The organism is Bacillus cereus group sp. MYBK79-1, from assembly GCF_051915365.1.
Classification (GTDB): Bacteria; Bacillota; Bacilli; order Bacillales; family Bacillaceae_G; genus Bacillus_A.
Genome location: NZ_JBQAEO010000003.1, coordinates 53,900 through 72,260 on the forward strand (window position 1 = coordinate 53,900; position 18,361 = coordinate 72,260).

Sequence of the window (18,361 nt, forward strand, 5' to 3'; positions counted from 1 at the left end):
TATAAACATTATAATGTTATAACTTTATTTCATTCCTTCATTAAAAAAAGAAAGAGGAGGGGTATTGATGAATGGTTTTATGAGCTTTATGGAACAAAAGATTATGCCAACAACACAAAAGATTGCAGGACAACGACATTTATTAGCAATTCGAAACGGGGTTATTTCTACATTGCCGTTAACGATTGTCGGATCATTTTTCGTTATCTTTTTAAACTTACCAATTGATGCATATATGGAGTGGATTGCACCGTTTCGCCATATTTTAGATATTCCATTCCGATTTACAGTAGGACTAATGGCGTTATACGCAGCATTTGGGGTAGGCGCTTCACTCGCGAACTTTTATCAGCTCAATCAGTTAAGTGCAGGGTTGTTATCTGTACTCGCCTTTTTACTAGCATCAGTTGAACCAATTCAAATTACGAAAGCTGTACCAGGTGTTATTGATGCAGGTAGATACATTTCAGTAGGAACATTAAGTGCAACATCTTTATTCGGCGCAATTGTTACAGCGTTAATTGCAGTAGAAATTTATCACTTTATGATTAAGCATAATATCTCGATTAAATTACCAGATAGTGTACCACCAGCGGTTTCGAATTCGTTTGCAGCATTAATTCCAACTTTAGTCGTTATTCTTTTATTCTGGGGTATTCGTTACGGTTTAAAATTTGATGTAAATACAACAATCACATATTTAATCGCACCACTAAAATCAGTATTAGTAGGAAATAATTTATTCGGCGGTTTATTAACAGTATTCTTAATCGTGTTCTTCTGGTCATTCGGTATACATGGCCCTGCGATTTTAGGACCAATCATTCGTCCGATGTGGGATTCAGCAATTCTTGAAAATATGGAAGTATTCACAGCTACAGGAAATGCACATCAACTACCAAACTTATTTACAGAGCAATTTATTCAATGGTTCGTATGGATCGGTGGATCAGGATCAACATTAGCTTTAGTTATTATGTTTATGTTCTCTAAATCTAAATTCCTAAAAGAGTTAGGTCGATTATCATTCGTGCCAGGTTTATTCAATATTAACGAACCGATTATTTTCGGGGCACCAATTGTAATGAACCCAATCTTAATTATTCCATTCGTTATAACACCGTTAGTGACAACGACAGTATCATATTTCGCAGTTGTTTCAGGCATGATTCCGCTCATGATGGCGAAATTGCCATTTACGATGTTAGCACCAATTGCAGCGGTTATTAGTACGGACTGGACAATTATGGCTGGTGTACTTGTACTGGTTAACTTTGTTATCTCATTCGTTATTTACTATCCGTTCTTCAAAATGTATGAGAAACAACAAGTAGCAGGAGAGGAGAAAACAGAATGCTCGGAGCAATTATCATCTTAATTACATTCGTAGCGGGGCAGTGTATTGCACATTATTCAAAATGGGTACAAAGTAAATCTTTATTAGTTTTACTACTCGTATCAATAGTATTTATCGGTAGTTCAATGGGTGCCTATGTAATGCTAGGGTTACAATCACCGTACGTAATTATTGTACCAACGATTTTATGTGCAACATGTTTATCTGCAAAATATAGATTTACGAGCATGGCATTAATACAACGTGTGAAGGAGATGCAAAAGCATGGAGCGTAAGTTAGGAATTTCACTTTACCCAGAGCATTCAACGAAAGAACAAGATATGGCATACATTTCGGCAGCGGCACGCCACGGTTTTTCAAGAATATTCACATGTTTATTATCTGTGAATCGTCCGAAAGAAGAGATTGTAGCTGAATTTAAAGAAATTATTAATCATGCAAAAGATAATAATATGGAAGTTATTTTAGATGTAGCTCCGGCAGTATTTGATCAACTTGGTATTAGCTATAGTGATTTATCATTCTTTGCAGAGTTAGGTGCAGACGGTATTCGTTTAGATTTAGGATTTGACGGATTAACAGAAGCAAAAATGACGAATAATCCGTACGGCTTAAAAATTGAACTGAACGTAAGTAATGATATTGCATACTTAGAAAATATTCTTTCGCATCAGGCGAATAAATCAGCTTTAATTGGTTGTCATAACTTTTATCCGCAAAAATTCACTGGTCTTCCGTATGATTATTTCATTCGCTGTAGTGAACGCTTTAAAAAACACGGTATTCGTACGGCAGCATTTATTACGTCACATGCAGCCGACATTGGTCCATGGGATATTAATGACGGATTATGTACGTTAGAACAACATCGTAACTTACCGATTGAAGTACAAGCGAAACATTTATGGGCAACAGGGCTTATCGATGATGTTATTATCGGAAATGCTTATGCGAGTGAAGAAGAGTTAGAGAAACTAGGAAACTTAAATCGTTACATGTTACAGCTAAAAGTACACTTTGTAGACGAAGCGACTGAAGTAGAGAAGAAAGCCACGCTGCAAGAATTACACGTAAGACGCGGCGACATAACAGAATATATGGTACGCTCTACAGAAGTACGTAAAAAGTATAAAGACTATGATTTCCCAGTGCGCGAAAGTGTATTACAGGAAAGAGGGCAAGTTGTAATTGGTAACAACTCATTCGGAAAGTATAAAGGTGAACTGCAAATCATTCTAAAAGAAATGCCGATAGATGAACGGAAAAATATTGTCGGTACAATTGCAGAAGAAGAGTTATTCTTACTAGATTATGTAGGAGCTTGGACACAGTTTACTTGTGTGGAATAGGGAAGGGCAGGAGAGGATGCTATAGCATCCTCTTTTTTCTGTTGAAATAGTAATCTATCGTATATATAAAAAAAGAGTCAGTCTCATTATTGAGACTGACTCTTTTGCGTAATTAGTTTAAAACTTTTACTGTAACTGTTTTACGTCCCCAGTTACTTGATGTGCCTTTATCTGGCATTAAAACGTCGATTTTATTTCCTTTAATAGCTCCACCAGTATCACCAGCGATTGCTACTCCGTAACCTTCAACCCATACTTTTGAACCTAATGGAATGACACTTGGGTCAACTGCAATAAGTTTCATGTTTGGGTTAGCTGTTAAGTTATGGCCCATAGCTGATTTTACTTGGTCGCCTGCTTTATAACCATTTTCAAGTGGATCTGCTGTGTAAGCTGTTGCTACAACACGTAATTCACGAGAAGATGATGGTGCATTTGTTTCAGTTTCTTTTGCAACAGGTTGTTGTGTAGCTGGTTTTTGAGCTTTAGCCGCTTCACGAGCTTTAGCTGCCTCTTGAGCTTTAGCCGCTGCTTGAGCTTCAGCTGCTTCTTGAGCTTTAGCTGCTTCACGAGCTTTAGCTGCTTCTTGAGCCTTAGCTTCTGCTTGAGCTTCAGCTGCTGCCTGAGCTTTAGCTTCTGCTTGAGCTTTAGCTGCTTCACGAGCTTTAGCTGCCTCTTGAGCTTTAGCCGCTGCTTGAGCTTCAGCTGCTTCACGAGCTTTAGTTGCCTCTTGAGCTTTAGCTTTTGCTTGCGTTTCAGCTACTTCACGAGCTTTAGTTGCTTCCACCGCTTTAGCTGTATCTTGAACTTTAGTTGTTTTTTCTACTTTAACTGCTGGCTGAACTTTAACTGGAGCTTTACCTGTTAAGTAAGGAACATGAACATAAGCTGTTTTTCCGTTATATTCAAATTGGATCCAATCATTTTCAACTTGGTGTGTTGTTTCAATTACATCATCTTGTTTTAATTTACCAAGAATTTCTGAGTCTGTGTTTGCACCAGCACGTACGTTTAATACGTTTGCTGTTACGTAGTAAGTGTCTTTTGTATAGTCAGCGCTAATGAAAGCTTCTTTACCGCTGTTCAATTTCACTTTTGACCATCCGTTTTCTGTATGTAAAACGTTAACTTTATATCCATCTAATAATTTTCCGACAACTTTTGATTCAGTAGTTGGGTTTTCTCGTACATTTAGTACATCAGTCGTTACAAACGTTTCTGCTTTAGCAGATGTTGTGAAAATCCCAAGACCAAAAACCGCTGCTGTTGCTATACCCATAAATTTTTTCATAATAGCCTCCATTGCATTTGTTTTCGTTGACCTCATTATAGCAACCATTATTTTCTTATTTGCGGAAAACATAAAATTACAAAGGTTTCGTAACGGGTCATTAATATTCTGTAATAATTCCAGTAATATCCTAAAAGCGCTTTCTTATAGTTTATAGGGGAGGTTAGAGCATATAATGCATAAAAATAGAGGTATTTCAATTTCTAATGGGTTAATAATGTTTCTTTGGTATTACGTAATTATTTCGTAATGATTACAAAAACGACATTTTTTTCTATTGAAACAGGAAATTAGTTATGTAAAAATAACTATTTTAGTTGTGGAGAAATATAAATGGGGTGAAATTTAATGAAATATCGCTATAATTGTTACAAAATAAGTCGAGGTATGGAAAAAATTACGCCTTGATTTTAGTCTTTCACATATTATTTTTGCAATAATAGGATTCTATAATAGCTTTAGTACTTTGAAATAGTTAAAGGGATGTATAACATGAAACATATATAATAGAAGAAACATGATTTAATAGATAAAGTGAAACTTTAATCAGTGGGGGTTTTCTTCAGCCCCCACTGATTATCAGTCCTCACCAATCGGGCTGCCCATTAAAGCGGGATAAATAAAAAAACGTAGGAGTGTAAATTCCTACGTTTTTGTTTATTCATATCGTAAACATTCAATTGGATCTAGTTTTGCAGCTTTGTTAGCTGGTAGTAGACCGAATATAATACCGATTAGCATGGAAATACCTACTGCAAGAAGTCCAAGTTCTTTTGAGACAACGAGTGGCCATCCGGCAAATATGGAGACGATCCAAGCGAAGAAGATACCGAGCATGAATCCGATGAAACCGCCGAGACCTGTTAAAATACAAGATTCAATTAAGAATTGTGTTAATACTTTACCGCGCGTTGCACCAAGTGCTTTACGAATACCAATCTCACGTGTACGTTCTGTTACAGATACAAGCATGATGTTCATTACACCGATACCACCAACAAGTAAGGAGATAGCGGCAATACCACCGAATACCATTTTCATCATACCGATAGATTCGTCTAATTGTTTCGTAAATTCACCTAAGTCTTGTGCTTCGAATTTGTGCTCAAATTTAGGAGCTTTCATTTCGTTTAAAACAGAAACGGCTTGTTTTTCTACACTTTTACGTTCTGTTGGAGAGGTCATTGTTAATCTTACAGAGTCATATTCATTTACTCCTGAAATGACAGGCGCGTTTTCAAGTGATGTATAACCTTCAGGCATAGGCATTCCAAAGTCGTTTTTCGTTTCGTATACACCGACTATTTTATACGGCTTTCCTTTTATATCTGTGTATTGATTTGATTCCCAACCATTACTAAATAATTTGTTGAAAGCTTCTTCATTTAATATAACAGCAGGGATTGCTTGGTTTAATTCACTGTCATTTAATTCACGACCGTGAACTAATTTTATTTTCGAATCTGTCATAAAGGCGCCTGTTCCACCTTTTAAATCAAGATTTACATCTTTTGAACCAGCAGATGCTTTTACTTTCATACTTACGTCTGGATACACATCTTTAACGCCTGGTACAGCTTGAAGACGGTTTAGCATATCAGGTGTGATTTTGGCACTATCTGTTCCATAATCAGGATTGTTGTAGTAAATCGTTATTTCATTATCTTTTCCTTGGCCTAATTCTTCTTTAAACTTTGCATTCGTACCATCACCCATTGAAATGATAGTAATAATGGCACTGATACCGATAATAATTCCTAGCATCGTTAAGATAGAACGCATTTTATGGGCAAAGATAGAGGAAAGGGCCATGCGTATATTTTCACTCGTGTTCAAAATTAACCTCTCCAATCTTGGACGATATTTCCGTCACGAATTACAATTTGGCGTGCTGCAGCTTCCCCAATTTCACGATCGTGGGTAATCATAATGATTGTTGAGCCTTGTTTGTTTAGTTCGTAAAAGAGGTCCATAATTTGTGTACTTGTTTTCGTATCAAGTGCCCCCGTTGGTTCATCGGCTAAAATGAACTTCGGATTATTTACGATTGCACGTGCGACTGCGACACGCTGCTTTTGTCCACCTGATAATTCGTTCGGCAGGTGAGTGGCACGATCAGCTAGACCTACTTTTGTTAAAGCGGCTAATGAGCGCTCACGTCTTTCTTTTTTATCAACTCCAGCGTAAATAAGAGGTAGCTCTACATTTTGAAGTGCTGTAAGTCTCGGTAATAACATGAAGTTTTGGAATACGAACCCGATCTCTTTATTACGAACGCGTGCAAGTTCTGTCTCAGACATGTTTGAAATGTTTTGCCCAGCTAGTTCATACGCACCTGTCGTCGGTTTATCTAAGCAACCGATAATGTTCATTAATGTTGATTTACCAGAACCAGATGGTCCCATAATAGAAGTGAATTCTCCCTGGTTCAGTGTTACGTCAATGCCGTGTAATATTTGAACGGATTCTGCACCATTTTGGAAAGATTTCGTGATGCCTTTTAAGTTAATCATTCAACGACAACCTCCATACCATCTTTTAAGTCTTTTTCAGGTTTAGAGATAATTTGTTCTCCTTTTTTCACTCCAGAAACTTTTGCTTCGCTATCAGTCTCGAATTCAACAGTAACCGCTTGTTCTTTCGCTTTACCGTCTTTTACAACGAAGACAACATTTTTGTCACCTTTTTTCACGATGCTGCTTTTCGGAACAATTGTACCAGTTGCTTCGCCAGATTTACTTGTTACGTAAACGTGGAAGCCGTTTTGTAATTCTTCACTATTGTCTAATGTGACAGTGAATTGATAGTTAGAAACTGTTTTGTTTTCATCCATACTCTTTAATGGTGTAGAACCGATTTCTGTTACTTTTCCTGTCCAAGTTTTACCAGAGACAGTTTTTGAGGAAACAGTTACTTCTTGCCCAACTTTCATACTAGCAAGCTCATATTCAGAAAGTTGACCTTTTACTTTAAATGGACCAGCGTGACGAAGTGTAATGCCACTCATACCTGTTTTTTCATCAGCAGTTTTTACAATATCATCAATTACGCCGTCAGTAGGGCTTGTTACAGAAAGTGTGTTTACTTTCTCTTTTGCTGCTTTAATTAGTTCATCTGATTTTTCAACTTCAAACTTCTTCATTTCAAGTTGTGATTCTAATTGCTGTACTTCGATTTCTGATGCTTTTAATGCTTCAGCAGGAAGGCCTGCATTTTTATCTTTTTGTAATTTTTGTTTCGCTGCATCAATCTGTTTTTGGAACAATGTTACTTCTTTTTGTGCGATTTTCTTTTGCATTTCTGCTTCTGTTACACCTTGCTTCGCAGTTGGGTCATTATATTTAAAAAGGAGTTGACCTTTTTTTACTTCATCACCTTTTTTTACAGCTAATTCATACGTACCTTTTGTTGGATCGAATGAAATTGTTTCGATGCCGTTTGGAATGACTTCACCGCCAAATTTTTGCGCGTTTTCAATTTGTTTTTCTGTTACTTTATATCCGCTATATGCCATTGCTACTTCTGAACTCCCGCCAGCAAATGCAAAATATGATCCAGCTGCAATACCGATTGCTACTACACTAGTAATTAACACTTTATTTTTCTTCTTCATCTATTTATCACCTTTTCGTTCGTTTTAGTATCTACATTCAGTATAAAAGAGGTGAAGAATCTGACAAATCGTTTTAGCTTACAATAACCTTACAGTTTTGTAAGGTATGAATATGTAAATGTAAGGTAGAGCTTGTCCTAGTGTAAGCAAATGAATTGACTCGTTGTTTCTTTCTAACAATAATATTGTATGAAAGAGAGGAGGAGGTAAGATGGAAGCTTATTTTAGTGCGCATCCATTAAAACCATTTATTCCATACTCAAGGCAACACGTACTTATATTACTTATTATGTTGGTAGGAATATTTTTTCTGTATCAATACCAAGATGTATTACGGCAAAGTGAGTGGAATATAACGGTTCGATATGCGATTGCATTTCTATTTATAGGAAGTGAAATTGGACTTCATATGTGGGAGTGGAAAGCGGGGATATTTGAGCTAGGCACTTCATTACCATTTGAGTTATGTACGATTAGTTTATTGTTAGCATCGATTATGATTGTAACGAAAAGTTACCGCATATATGAGATTGTATTTTTCACAGGAAGTATTGGTGCATCACAAGCTATGTTAACGCCGAACTTGCAATATGCCTTTCCGCATTTTCGCTTTATAGAATTCTTCGTTGCACATGTATTACTCATTTGGGCACCACTTTTTATGACGTGGGTAGAAGGATATAGACCGACCTTGCAATCAATTAAGCGTACGATGATATTTTTAAACATAATAATTCCAATCGTTTCTTTTGTGAACTACAAAACAGGTGGCAATTATATGTTTTTAGCTCGTAAGCCAGAAACTGCTTCATTACTCGATATGTTAGGGCCACACCCTTACTATATTATTTCATTAGAAATAGCTGCGCTTATTGGATGCTTTATTTTGTATATGCCGTTTGCGAAAAGAGAAGGGCATGCGCATAAAGAATCACTAGGATCATAACCTAGTGATTTTTCTGTGTAAATATTTACAATTCAGAAAATTAAGAATAAAATTAGAAGGTAAATTATATAAAGAGAGAAGGGAAAACGTGGTCAAAAAAGTTTTTCTGAATGGGATGGAAGTGACGGTTCAATTTATTATTTCGATTTTGGGTATTATTTGTTTAGGGGCACTGCCGAAGTTGTTTTACGGATTTGAGCTGCATGCATCACAGTACATACAAAGTTTAAAAGAAGTGTTTGTGAACTTAATGGATATTTCCAATTTGCAATATGTGAGAGGTAAATTTTTATTTCCGCAGTTGTTCGTCCATTATAAAGAAACGATTATTATTTTTTTGGATGCTTTTTTTATTTCATTATTTGTAGCGTTTTGTATTGTTTATGTCATTATGAGTAGTTCACCGCGTATACAACATCGCATTAAATCATTTCTTATCTTCCTAGAATCTATTCCAGATATTCTTCTTATTTTAGTATCACAAATATTAGTTGTATGGTTTTTTAAAAGAACAGGTTTTTTACCTTTTCAAATTGCGTCAATTGGGGGCGAGTCGATTAGAGGATTGCCAATATTTTGTTTGAGTATACCGACTACGATTCTGTTTGTAAAAATGTTAGTGCTTCGTTTTGAAAATGAGCTAGAAAAAGATTATGTACTATTTGCTAAGGCGAAAGGGCTAGGGCGCTTTCATATTTTAAATCGTCATATTTTACGAAATGTGTTGCTTAGTACACTTTTCTTTGCGAAAACGAATATCTTTTTTATGTTATCTAATTTATATATTATAGAATGGATTTTTAATACGGGTGGTCTTTTTATGTTTTTAAAATCGTATGAGGGTATTAGGGTTGAGGTTTTCATCGTTAGTGTGCTACTTATTTATATTCCGATTTTTATTTTGTTTAAATTGTTTCATTACCTCATTCCAGCTGCGATGAAGGAGAGGCTATAATATGTGGACGTATATAAAACGCGATAAAAGATTTTGGATAAGTATTGGGTTTCTTCTCATATTAGTTCTTTTGAGCATCGGAAATACGATATGGAATGATGGACATATTAGACAAGTTACATTGCAATATGATGCAGATGAAAATCCAGAAGTTCCACCGTTTTCACCTTCATCCCAATTTTTACTCGGGACAGACCGGAAAGGATACGATCTTTTACATTTAGTCATTGAGGGCGCGAAGTGGACGATTGGTATATCTATTTTAATTGCGGCACTTAGAATGGTAATAGGTGTGTTTTTCGGTGTCGTACTCGGAACATATGTAAAAAGAGGGTTTTCAAAAATCGAGGCTTTTTTTGATAGTTTTACAGTTATTCCGACAGTTATGATTGCTTACTTTTTTCTTCGCTTTGCAAATACATTTGGGAGTGGAGAGGAAACAACAACCTTTTTTGAAAGGGCTTCGTTTCAAGTTTTATTACTTGTAATGCTTGTGATGCCAGTTATTGCACTGTATGTCGCGAAGGAAGTACGTAAATTGAGAACCGAGGAATTTATTGAAGCTGCGTACATATTAGGTGGATCGAGAAGACATATTGTTATAAAACATATTTTCCCGCATCTTTATATGACGTTTATACTTGTGTTTTTTCAGCAGTTTACGCAAACTCTTACTATTTTACTGCACTTAGGATTACTGGAAATATTCTTTGGCGGAACGGTTAAGTTTTTAGGACCAATAGAAGAAATAGAATCATACACACATGAATGGTCAGGTTTAATTGGAGTCTATTTTAGATCATTAACAGTGAATCCGTGGATTCCGCTCGTTCCCATTACATTTTTTGGATTTACTATTTTTTCAGGAAATATGATTGTAAAAAGTATAGAAGAAGCGATGATGAAAGTAAGGTTAGGAGGAGAGATAAAGAAGGATGTTGTAGAAGAGGAACAATCTGCTGTGCAGTCAAAAGAAGGGTTATTTACTTTTAAACATACGATGTGAAGAGCCTAGGAAACTAGGTTCTTTTATTTTGTTATATTACAATATCGTAAGGGAGATGTAATGAAAATCGATAGGGGAGAAATATAATTTTGTATACACTTCATGTATAGAGAAATGCGAGAGCAGGTGAAGGTATACGATGGATTTTTTAGAAGTATCAAAACGTAGTATAAAACGAAATATGAAAGATTATTTTCTATACTTTATTTCATTAGTAGGCAGCATTGTTATTTATTTTACATTCGTATCGATTAAACGAAATGAAAGTGTAGTAGCTCTTTTAAAAGAGTCGGATAAGGTGGAAACGACATTTACGTTTGCACAAATATTGTTGATTATCTTTTTAACGATATTTATTTTTTATTGTAATAGCTTCTTTTTGCGAAAGAAGAAAAAAGAAATTGCGCTATACAGTTTATTAGGTATCCGTAAAGAAGAAATTGCGAAGTTACTCTTTTATGAAACATTATTAGTTGGTGCTGCGGCAAGTGTGTTAGGTATTCTTGCTGGTTTATTTATAGCGAATATGTGCGCTGGGCTTCTCGTGAAGTTAATGGGAAGTGCGTTTACTTTTACATTTACAATTTCATTTTTATCTATAGTAGAAGTTCTTATAACGATAGGTGCAATTTTCTTTATTGCATCATGGAAAAGTAAAAAGTTAATTTATGAACATCGTTTAGTTGAATTACTATATGGTGAAAATCAGAAAGAAGAGGCACCTACGTATGCAAGTAAGAAGGCAAAACGAGCGGTTGTGTTATTAATTACAGGTTATATAATTGCTTTGCTTACACAAGGTTTTGGGTTTGGAGCAATTTTTATTACAGGTTTACTTATTTTTGGGTGTATTGTAAAAGGTACGTTTTTACTATTTGAACAATATACAGTGAAATCACTTCATAAAATAAAGGAAGATAAAACGAAATATTGGAATGGAACGAACATTTTATCGATTTCTTCATTGTTCTTCAGAATAAAAGGAAACGTAAAGATGCTTGCGCTATTATCTTTATTAAGTGCGGTAACATTATGTACCATTGGAATTAGTTCTAGTATGTATTATGGAGCGCAGAAGACAGCGTCATTAATGAATCCTGTTAGTTATGAATATGTAACAACTGGAAAGGAATTAGATAAGAAAGTTAGAGAAGAAATTCAAAAACATGAGTTAGCAATCAAAAATGAAACGTCTGCAGCTTTGCTCTCTATGCAAGGGAAGATAGATGGAGAACAAATATTAACAGGGTATTTAATAGGTAATGGTGATGTACAAATTATAAAAGTGACAGATTATAATAAATCAGCTTCTATGTTAGGCAATAAACAAGTTATTCTCGGTTCTGAAAAGGAAGTTGTTTTATTAGATTCATATAAATCATATAACATCGAAAAGAATTCGCTTGAAGGAAATCATGTGTCCTTTGAAGGAATGAAGAGTGGTTTAACAATTGTTGATCACCGTGAAGAAACAGTTGTTAGTGCGAAACTTGCACCAATTGGACTTGTTGTTCAAGATTCGTTATTTAATCAGTTGCAGCAAGGACATGCTGTTTCTACAGTTAGCGGATTTATCGTTGAAGGAAACGGTAATAGAGAGCTAACGAAAGAGCTAGGGACAATCCTTTCTAAGGAAGCGAAATTCCAATCATTTGAAGAGGCGAGCCAATCTGAATTGCAAGATGGTGCAGTGTTATTATTTGCTAGTGTATTTTTAGGGATTGTCTTTATTCTTGCAACGGGTTGTATTTTATACTTTAAACAAATAACAGAAGCGATGGCGGAGCGACCAGCGTACGGAATGTTAAAGAAAATTGGACTAACGAAAAAGGAAGCAACAGAGTCTGTAAGAAAGCAAGTAGGGGCTATATTTTTAGTACCATTACTCCTTGCGATTTGTCATACATTCTTTGCATTTTTAAGTTTGATGGGCTTTACAGGAATGTTTGAATATAGTCTTCCTCTACTAGGCAGTGTAGGGGTGTATATCATCATTTACTTTGGTTACTATATGTTAACGGTTCGTTCGTACACAAATACTGTGTTTAGCGATAGAAAATAAAAAGAAGCAAGCATGGAGTTCATGCTTGCTTCTTTTCTTTATTTTGTAGAAACTTCACCTTCAGCTTCTGTTTGCGGAATATAGTACCCGATTATGCCACCGATGATTGCTGGAATAATCCAGCCGATTCCTAAGTTGTAAAAAGGAATGGTGTGTACGATATTAGCGATAAAGTTTGGTATCATTTCCACATTATCAAGTGCATGAATACAGCTAATAATGAATGCAGCGATCATTGCTCCGATGTAGACAGAAGGTTTACGTTTCGTATATTTATCAATAAATGATACGAAAATTAAAATGATTGTAATTGGATACAAAATGATTAATACAGGTAATGTAATTTTTATTAGTAGGCTTAATCCTAAGTTTGAAATAACGAAGCTAAAGATACAAACGTATAGTACAAGCTTCTTATATGAAACGTTTGTAAGTACTGTTGCGAAATAATTGGCGAATGCACTTACAACACCAATTGCTGTTGTTAAACAAGCAAAGATAATGGCGATGCTTAATAAAACATTACCGCTTGTCCCAAAGAATTGGTACATAACAGTAGCTAATAGTTGACCACCGTTTTCGAATTGTCCTATATTGCCGTTTGAAGCGCCAATATAACCGAGTAAGAAATAAACAATTGTTAAGAATAGAGCTGCGATACTTCCGCAAATAATTGTATATTTTGCAATCGATTTCTTCTCTTGTATACCGTTTTGACGAATTGCATTTACAACAATTGTTGATAATACAAGTGCTCCAATTGCATCTAACGTTAAAAATCCTTCAAGAAATCCTTTGAAAAATGGAATTTCTTTATAGTCACCAACAGGTTCTGCAAACGTTCCTGGTGAAAGAATTGCTTTTGTTGCCATAATTGCAATAATTCCAAGTAAAATTGGCGTTAATATTTTTCCGATATGATCTACTAATTTTGATGGATTTAATGATAAGAAGTAGACGACTGTAAAGAAAATTGCACTAAAGACTAACATAGAGTACCATTGGTCCGGGAAAAGTGGTGCAATCCCAATTTCGTAAGATACAGATCCAGTTCGTGGAATAACAAATAGTGGGCCGATTGAAAGATAAATAATGATAGCGAATATTGCTGCGAATTTTGGATGAACACGGCTTGCTAAAGTATTAAAACTACCACCGGCAAGGGCAACAGCGACGATAGCAAGTAAAGATAAACCGACGTCTGTAATAATAAATCCTGTAATGGAAATCCACATATTTTCTCCGGAAGAAAGACCGAGAAGGGGCGGGAAAATCATATTACCAGCACCGAAGAAAACCGCGAATAGTAATAAACTAATCGAAAGTATTTGCGCTGGTTTTAAAGTTGTACGCATATAAAGAAAATCCTCCTAATGAGTGTTTTTGTCGAAAATTCAAATAATTTGTCGAGTAACTGTTACTATTTTAAAGGTCTGATGACTAGAAAGCAATAGGGAATTTTGAAAATATTAAAAAATAATGCATTAAATCGAATAAATATACTATTTATATCTTTAATAGGAAGGATTTAACTTTTAACGTAAAAAAACACATATCGCTAGGATACGTGTATTAAAAATAAATTTTTCGATCGCGTTCTTCTTTTAAAATTTCTACAGCTTCTCGGAAACGTTGTGAATGGACAATTTCTCGTTCACGTAAAAATCGTAAGCTGTCATTTATGTCAGGATCGTCAGATAAATCAATGAGCCATTGATAAGTTGCTCTTGCTTTCTCTTCAGCAGCAATATCTTCATATAAATCTGCGATAGGGTCTCCCTTTGCTTGAATGTAAGTAGCAGTAAAAGGAACACCGCCAGCATTATGATAAAACAAAGCACTATCATGATTAGCGTACTGTGCGTCTAATCCAGCAGCTTTCATTTGCTCTGGTGTTGCATCTTTTGTTAATTTATAAATCATTGTCGCAATCATTTCTAGATGCGCGAATTCTTCGGTGCCAATGTCGGTTAGTAAGCCAACCACTTTGTCAGGAATGGTATAACGTTGATTTAAGTAGCGAAGAGCAGCAGCTAGTTCGCCGTCCGCACCGCCATATTGTTCGACTAATAATTTTGCCAGTGCTGGATTACAAGTACTCACTTTAACTGGATATTGTAACTTTTTTTCATAAATCCACATATTGTCTCTCCTTTATATTTGCCATGGCCACGGTCCTTTGCTCCATTCCCATGGAGCGTTAGAATAACTATTTCCGAACTGCTGAAGTGGCCCGTATTTTTCTTCAATTTTTTGTTGTAATACTCTTCGCTTATAGGAGAAGTCATTAAATTGATTTATAGCTGCGGTATCATCGGGGTGCGTATCTAAATAGAGAGTAAGTTCAACTAAGACAAAGTCGAGTTCTTGTAGTTCTTCAATCCATTTGTAATATTCATCAGGCAATGTTTGTGTCACGTTGTTATTCACCGTCCTTTTTTATAAGGGTTTTCATAATAATCATAAAAAGCAGGCCATAGAGTTCCTTTTCTTAAAGCTTCTTTTGGTGGGAATTGTGGTAAGTTAGGTGGTTGAAAGCCCATAAATAGGTGTGGGGGAGTTGAGTAATATTTCTTTCCAATTGGAGGACAAGGATCATTGGGACCGTGATAAGGTATGTAAGATTTCATAAATTTATCCATGTTACACGCCTCCTTTATAAATGAAATATTCATCACTACATAGTGTATTCGTACATAATTGTAAATTATGACTCATATAGAAAACTAAAAGGGGCAGGGGGAGTGCGGATGGAAAGTGTTACAACATGTATTGTATTAGAATCCAAAAACTTAAAGGAAACATTATATTTTTATGAAGGAATTCTAGGGTTTAAACCGAGCAAGGAGAGGCCACAAATACGTGTAACAGGTGTGTGGTATGATATCGGTTCAACGAGAATTTGTTTTGTTGTAAACAGGGGACTAGGAGAACATAGAGAGACCGTTATATCATCAGTGAAAGAACTATTGTTAAAAACCACAAATATTGAGCGATTAAAGAAAAAGTTAGCGTTTTATCACATATCATTTGTAGAAGAGCGCCGTGGTGAAGAAGTTAAAATAATATTTCGTGATCCAGATGGTTATATACTCCAATTCCTTTCCATAGAGAACAGGGAAGAGAGCCTTTTACAATGTAATAATCTGGATGTCGAATGAAAAAAATATTGACAAGCTTAGGCAAATATTTTAATGTGATTGTATAAAATTGTGTATATAAAGGGGAGTAACTTATTACAGTAAAGTCGTCATTACAGGGAGAAACCCTCGGCTTTATTGGCAACGTTTCGTTGTTAGTGAGACCTTTACCAGCAATGGTAAAGGCCCCTTATTGTCTTTTTGAGGACCCTTACCATATATTTGGTAGGGTCCTTTTTGTATACAAAGAGAGGAGAAATAAAAATGAAAAAACTTATTAGTAGATTAAGAGTTGTATTTCATGTTCGCCGTTTCGTTCCATTCCTATTTGACTTTTTTACTTCAAAAGAGGTTTCAATAAAGAAGAAAATTTTATCTGTTGCTTTTTTAGTTGGGTATGTAGCGATGCCGCTTGATTTCATTCCAGACTTCCTGCCGTTTATCGGTATTTTAGATGATATTGGAATTGTGTTATTTATTTTGAACCGAATTGTAAAGATGGCGCCAGTGCAATTACAAGAAAAGCATAATGTAAACGTAGGATAGGAGTTAAAAATATGGAGCAAATGATTTTAGATATAATCGAGTTTTTAAAGCAGTTTTCTTATTTTGGAGTTGTACTAGCATTAACGTTTGAATTTATTCCAGCAGAAGTTGTTTTGCCCATGGTTGGATATTGGGTATACGAGGGTGATATGAATTTTTGGTTAGCTGTATTAGCTGGGACACTTGGCGGAACGACAGGACCATTAACGTTATACGCACTCGGTTATTACGGTGGTCGTCCTCTATTAATAAAGTACGGGAAATACTTCTTTATTAAAGAAGAACAAATTCAAAAAGCAGATGATTTCTTTGAGAAATATGGACCAGTTGTAGCATTTGTTGGACGCTTTGTGCCAGGAGTTCGAACGCTTATTTCTGTTCCATGTGGTATGGCGAAAATGAACATATGGAAATTTAGCATATATACATTTGTAGCAATGTTCCCGTTAACGACTTTATATGTCTATTTTGGAATGAAGTTAGGTCCGCATTGGGCAAAGGCTGCTGATGTTGTTGGCCAATATATGCTACCGATATTACTAGTCGTAGTTATTGTTGTAGGTGGTATTTTAATCTATAAATTTATGAAAAAAAGAAACAGAACGGAATCTATCTAGACATTAGTGCAGGAGTTGTCTTATTTTTTGAAAATAGATGAATAGTACAGGCAAAAGACTCTAAAGGACATACACATATAGGGAATATAAAAGAGAGAGGGGAAACAACTATGTCTTGTGAGTGCTCGGGGTCAGCATTAACTTGTTGTCCAGATAAAAATTATGTACAAGATAAAGTGTGTAGTCCGTGGTCTGCTACTGTAGTTGCAACAGCAATTGATAATGTTCTTTATACAAATAATATTAACCAAAATGTAGTTGGTACTGGTTTTGTTAAATATGATGTTGGTCCAGGTCCAATTACTGTAGAAGCGCTTGATTCTGCTGGGGCTACAATTGATACACAAATATTAAACCCAGGAACGAGTATCGCTTTTACGTATCGCCGATTTGATAGTATACAAGTTGTGTTACCTGCAACACCTGCTGGAACGTATCAGGGAGAATTTTGTATTACAACACGCTATCCACTTTCATAGTAGAATAGGAGAGGATTGAAATGGGAATGAGAAGTTCCGGTTTGTCTTGTTGTTCTAATAAAACACTTGTGCAAGATCAAGTATGTACAGACTGGTCTATTACAGGTGCTGGTACTCAAATTGTATATACGAATAATATTACACAAGAAGTATATGGTTCAGGATACGTGAAATATGATGTAGGGGCTGCTCCGATTACAGTTGACTTTTTAGTAGGTGCAACAGTAGTTGACACAATTACTGTACAACCACAAAGTAGTGGTACTTTCACTGTCCGATATTTTACGACTGTTCGAATTACTACGACAGGAACAACTGTTAATCAAGGAGAGTTTTGTATTACTGTACGTTATCCGATTTCATAAAAAAGCATACCGTAAATGGTATGCTTTTTTTAATTGAGAAAGTAATGAAATTGGTATTCTATAAGCAACATGTAAATTGGCAACAGTACTTGCCTTCTAAATATAGTGAAGGATTACTTTGTATATTAATAATACTGACTGATTGCAAGTCTTTTCCTGTGTAAGATATCGTATTGCCGGGAAACACAGTAAAAATATTGGTTACTGCTCCAACAATTTGAATTGTAATTGCTTCTGTGCTGCTAGTACTATTGTAAACCGAGACAGTACCTGATATAAGTAGTATCCCATCACTTTGCCACAGTATCATTGATTGTAGTGCATCTTTGGTAGAGGGGATGGTGTTGTTAGTTATGAGGAAATTCCCTGCAAATTCATTTGTTACTCGCTCACAACTTGGATTTGGAGGAGGGGGCGGTGGACAAGGGTCTGGACAAATGATAGATAAAGGAGCGAAACAGCCAATGTTTTTTTTATTCTTCAATACAACCCCTCCTTTTTAAGTTGTCTTTTACTACTATTAAATGTAGAAGCATGGCCGATGTGTTAAGAAAAGAAGAAAATTTTAAAAATTAAGATTGTCTAATAGGCTTAAACTTTAACTTATTATTATTGTTATAGAAAAGATTATATG

At 35.5% G+C, this 18,361-nt stretch carries 21 protein-coding genes; 12 read left to right on the forward strand and 9 right to left on the reverse strand.

Annotation, left to right across the window (positions count from 1 at the left end):
• Window positions 1-67: 67 nt before the first annotated feature.
• From ACTFOB_RS07155 to ACTFOB_RS07165, 3 genes are read left to right on the forward strand one after another with little or no spacing between them, the layout of a single operon-like run.
• Entirely contained in the window at window positions 68-1,378 is a 1,311-nt protein-coding gene (locus tag ACTFOB_RS07155; RefSeq protein ID WP_151631573.1) for a PTS sugar transporter subunit IIC, read from the forward strand.
• A complete protein-coding gene (locus ACTFOB_RS07160; protein WP_000900036.1) occupies window positions 1,354-1,632 on the forward strand; it encodes a hypothetical protein in 279 nt (92 codons plus the stop codon). Before ACTFOB_RS07155 ends, ACTFOB_RS07160 begins: the two co-directional genes overlap by 25 nt.
• Window positions 1,622-2,707, forward strand: coding sequence for a DUF871 domain-containing protein (locus ACTFOB_RS07165; protein ID WP_440028398.1), 1,086 nt, complete (start codon window positions 1,622-1,624; stop codon window positions 2,705-2,707). The genes ACTFOB_RS07160 and ACTFOB_RS07165 overlap by 11 nt, the downstream gene beginning before the upstream one ends.
• Before the next feature lie 112 nt (window positions 2,708-2,819).
• Here the strand turns inward: ACTFOB_RS07165 and entC are convergent, their stop codons facing one another.
• The 4 genes from entC to ACTFOB_RS07185 all read right to left on the reverse strand — a co-directional run bounded on the left by entC (window position 2,820) and on the right by ACTFOB_RS07185 (window position 7,611).
• Entirely contained in the window at window positions 2,820-4,121 is a 1,302-nt protein-coding gene (entC, locus tag ACTFOB_RS07170) for a cell wall-binding protein EntC (protein WP_440032720.1), read from the reverse strand.
• Between the two features lie 534 nt (window positions 4,122-4,655).
• Window positions 4,656-5,810, reverse strand: a complete 1,155-nt coding sequence (locus ACTFOB_RS07175) for an ABC transporter permease (RefSeq protein ID WP_409536341.1) — start codon at window positions 5,808-5,810, stop codon at window positions 4,656-4,658.
• A 26-nt stretch (window positions 5,811-5,836) separates the two neighbouring features.
• Window positions 5,837-6,511, reverse strand: coding sequence for an ABC transporter ATP-binding protein (locus tag ACTFOB_RS07180; protein WP_000609098.1), 675 nt, complete (start codon window positions 6,509-6,511; stop codon window positions 5,837-5,839).
• The gene (locus ACTFOB_RS07185; protein ID WP_440028402.1) at window positions 6,508-7,611 is read right to left on the reverse strand and encodes an efflux RND transporter periplasmic adaptor subunit; all 1,104 of its coding nucleotides are present in this window, start codon (window positions 7,609-7,611) and stop codon (window positions 6,508-6,510) included. The genes ACTFOB_RS07180 and ACTFOB_RS07185 overlap by 4 nt, the downstream gene beginning before the upstream one ends.
• A 211-nt stretch (window positions 7,612-7,822) precedes the next feature.
• On the opposite strand from ACTFOB_RS07185, the gene ACTFOB_RS07190 reads away from it, so the two are divergent.
• The 4 genes from ACTFOB_RS07190 (at window position 7,823) to ACTFOB_RS07205 (ending at window position 12,580) form a co-directional block, all read left to right on the forward strand.
• Window positions 7,823-8,557: a YwaF family protein gene (locus ACTFOB_RS07190; RefSeq protein WP_440028405.1), complete on the forward strand. Its 735-nt coding sequence runs from the start codon at window positions 7,823-7,825 to the stop codon at window positions 8,555-8,557.
• Window positions 8,558-8,645: 88 nt separating this feature from the next.
• Entirely contained in the window at window positions 8,646-9,512 is an 867-nt protein-coding gene (locus ACTFOB_RS07195) for an ABC transporter permease subunit (RefSeq protein ID WP_440028407.1), read from the forward strand.
• 1 nt (window position 9,513) lies between these two features.
• Complete coding sequence (locus ACTFOB_RS07200; RefSeq protein ID WP_440028409.1) at window positions 9,514-10,518, forward strand: ABC transporter permease; 1,005 nt, start codon at window positions 9,514-9,516, stop codon at window positions 10,516-10,518.
• 139 nt (window positions 10,519-10,657) lie between these two features.
• Window positions 10,658-12,580: an FtsX-like permease family protein gene (locus tag ACTFOB_RS07205; protein ID WP_440028412.1), complete on the forward strand. Its 1,923-nt coding sequence runs from the start codon at window positions 10,658-10,660 to the stop codon at window positions 12,578-12,580.
• Window positions 12,581-12,618: 38 nt separating this feature from the next.
• Here ACTFOB_RS07205 and brnQ2 read toward each other — a convergent pair whose 3' ends face one another.
• From brnQ2 to ACTFOB_RS07225, 4 genes are all read right to left on the reverse strand, one after another.
• Window positions 12,619-13,935 (reverse strand): branched-chain amino acid transport system II carrier protein BrnQ2, encoded by a 1,317-nt coding sequence (brnQ2, locus tag ACTFOB_RS07210; RefSeq protein ID WP_440028415.1) that lies wholly within the window; start codon window positions 13,933-13,935, stop codon window positions 12,619-12,621.
• Window positions 13,936-14,152: 217 nt separating this feature from the next.
• Window positions 14,153-14,722 carry a spore coat protein CotJC gene (gene cotJC, locus ACTFOB_RS07215; protein WP_002170510.1) on the reverse strand — a complete coding sequence of 190 codons (570 nt, stop codon included), beginning with the start codon at window positions 14,720-14,722 and terminating at the stop codon, window positions 14,153-14,155.
• A gap of 12 nt (window positions 14,723-14,734) precedes the next feature.
• Window positions 14,735-14,998 carry a spore coat protein CotJB gene (locus ACTFOB_RS07220; protein ID WP_136699588.1) on the reverse strand — a complete coding sequence of 88 codons (264 nt, stop codon included), beginning with the start codon at window positions 14,996-14,998 and terminating at the stop codon, window positions 14,735-14,737.
• Window positions 14,999-15,006: 8 nt separating this feature from the next.
• The gene (locus tag ACTFOB_RS07225) at window positions 15,007-15,222 is read right to left on the reverse strand and encodes a spore coat associated protein CotJA (RefSeq protein ID WP_426832533.1); all 216 of its coding nucleotides are present in this window, start codon (window positions 15,220-15,222) and stop codon (window positions 15,007-15,009) included.
• A gap of 108 nt (window positions 15,223-15,330) precedes the next feature.
• Here ACTFOB_RS07225 and ACTFOB_RS07230 point away from each other — a divergent pair, with 108 nt between their 5' ends.
• From ACTFOB_RS07230 to ACTFOB_RS07250, 5 genes are all read left to right on the forward strand, one after another.
• Window positions 15,331-15,741, forward strand: a complete 411-nt coding sequence (locus tag ACTFOB_RS07230) for a VOC family protein (RefSeq protein WP_440028420.1) — start codon at window positions 15,331-15,333, stop codon at window positions 15,739-15,741.
• A gap of 243 nt (window positions 15,742-15,984) precedes the next feature.
• Window positions 15,985-16,266 carry a YkvA family protein gene (locus ACTFOB_RS07235; protein WP_000733849.1) on the forward strand — a complete coding sequence of 94 codons (282 nt, stop codon included), beginning with the start codon at window positions 15,985-15,987 and terminating at the stop codon, window positions 16,264-16,266.
• A gap of 11 nt (window positions 16,267-16,277) precedes the next feature.
• A complete protein-coding gene (locus ACTFOB_RS07240; RefSeq protein WP_440028424.1) occupies window positions 16,278-16,883 on the forward strand; it encodes a DedA family protein in 606 nt (201 codons plus the stop codon).
• Between the two features lie 110 nt (window positions 16,884-16,993).
• Window positions 16,994-17,362 carry a DUF3992 domain-containing protein gene (locus ACTFOB_RS07245; RefSeq protein WP_001277539.1) on the forward strand — a complete coding sequence of 123 codons (369 nt, stop codon included), beginning with the start codon at window positions 16,994-16,996 and terminating at the stop codon, window positions 17,360-17,362.
• A 20-nt stretch (window positions 17,363-17,382) separates the two neighbouring features.
• Complete coding sequence (locus tag ACTFOB_RS07250; protein WP_000525802.1) at window positions 17,383-17,727, forward strand: DUF3992 domain-containing protein; 345 nt, start codon at window positions 17,383-17,385, stop codon at window positions 17,725-17,727.
• 58 nt (window positions 17,728-17,785) lie between these two features.
• Here the strand turns inward: ACTFOB_RS07250 and ACTFOB_RS07255 are convergent, their stop codons facing one another.
• Window positions 17,786-18,211: an S-Ena type endospore appendage gene (locus ACTFOB_RS07255; protein WP_078184515.1), complete on the reverse strand. Its 426-nt coding sequence runs from the start codon at window positions 18,209-18,211 to the stop codon at window positions 17,786-17,788.
• Window positions 18,212-18,361 lie beyond the last annotated feature (150 nt).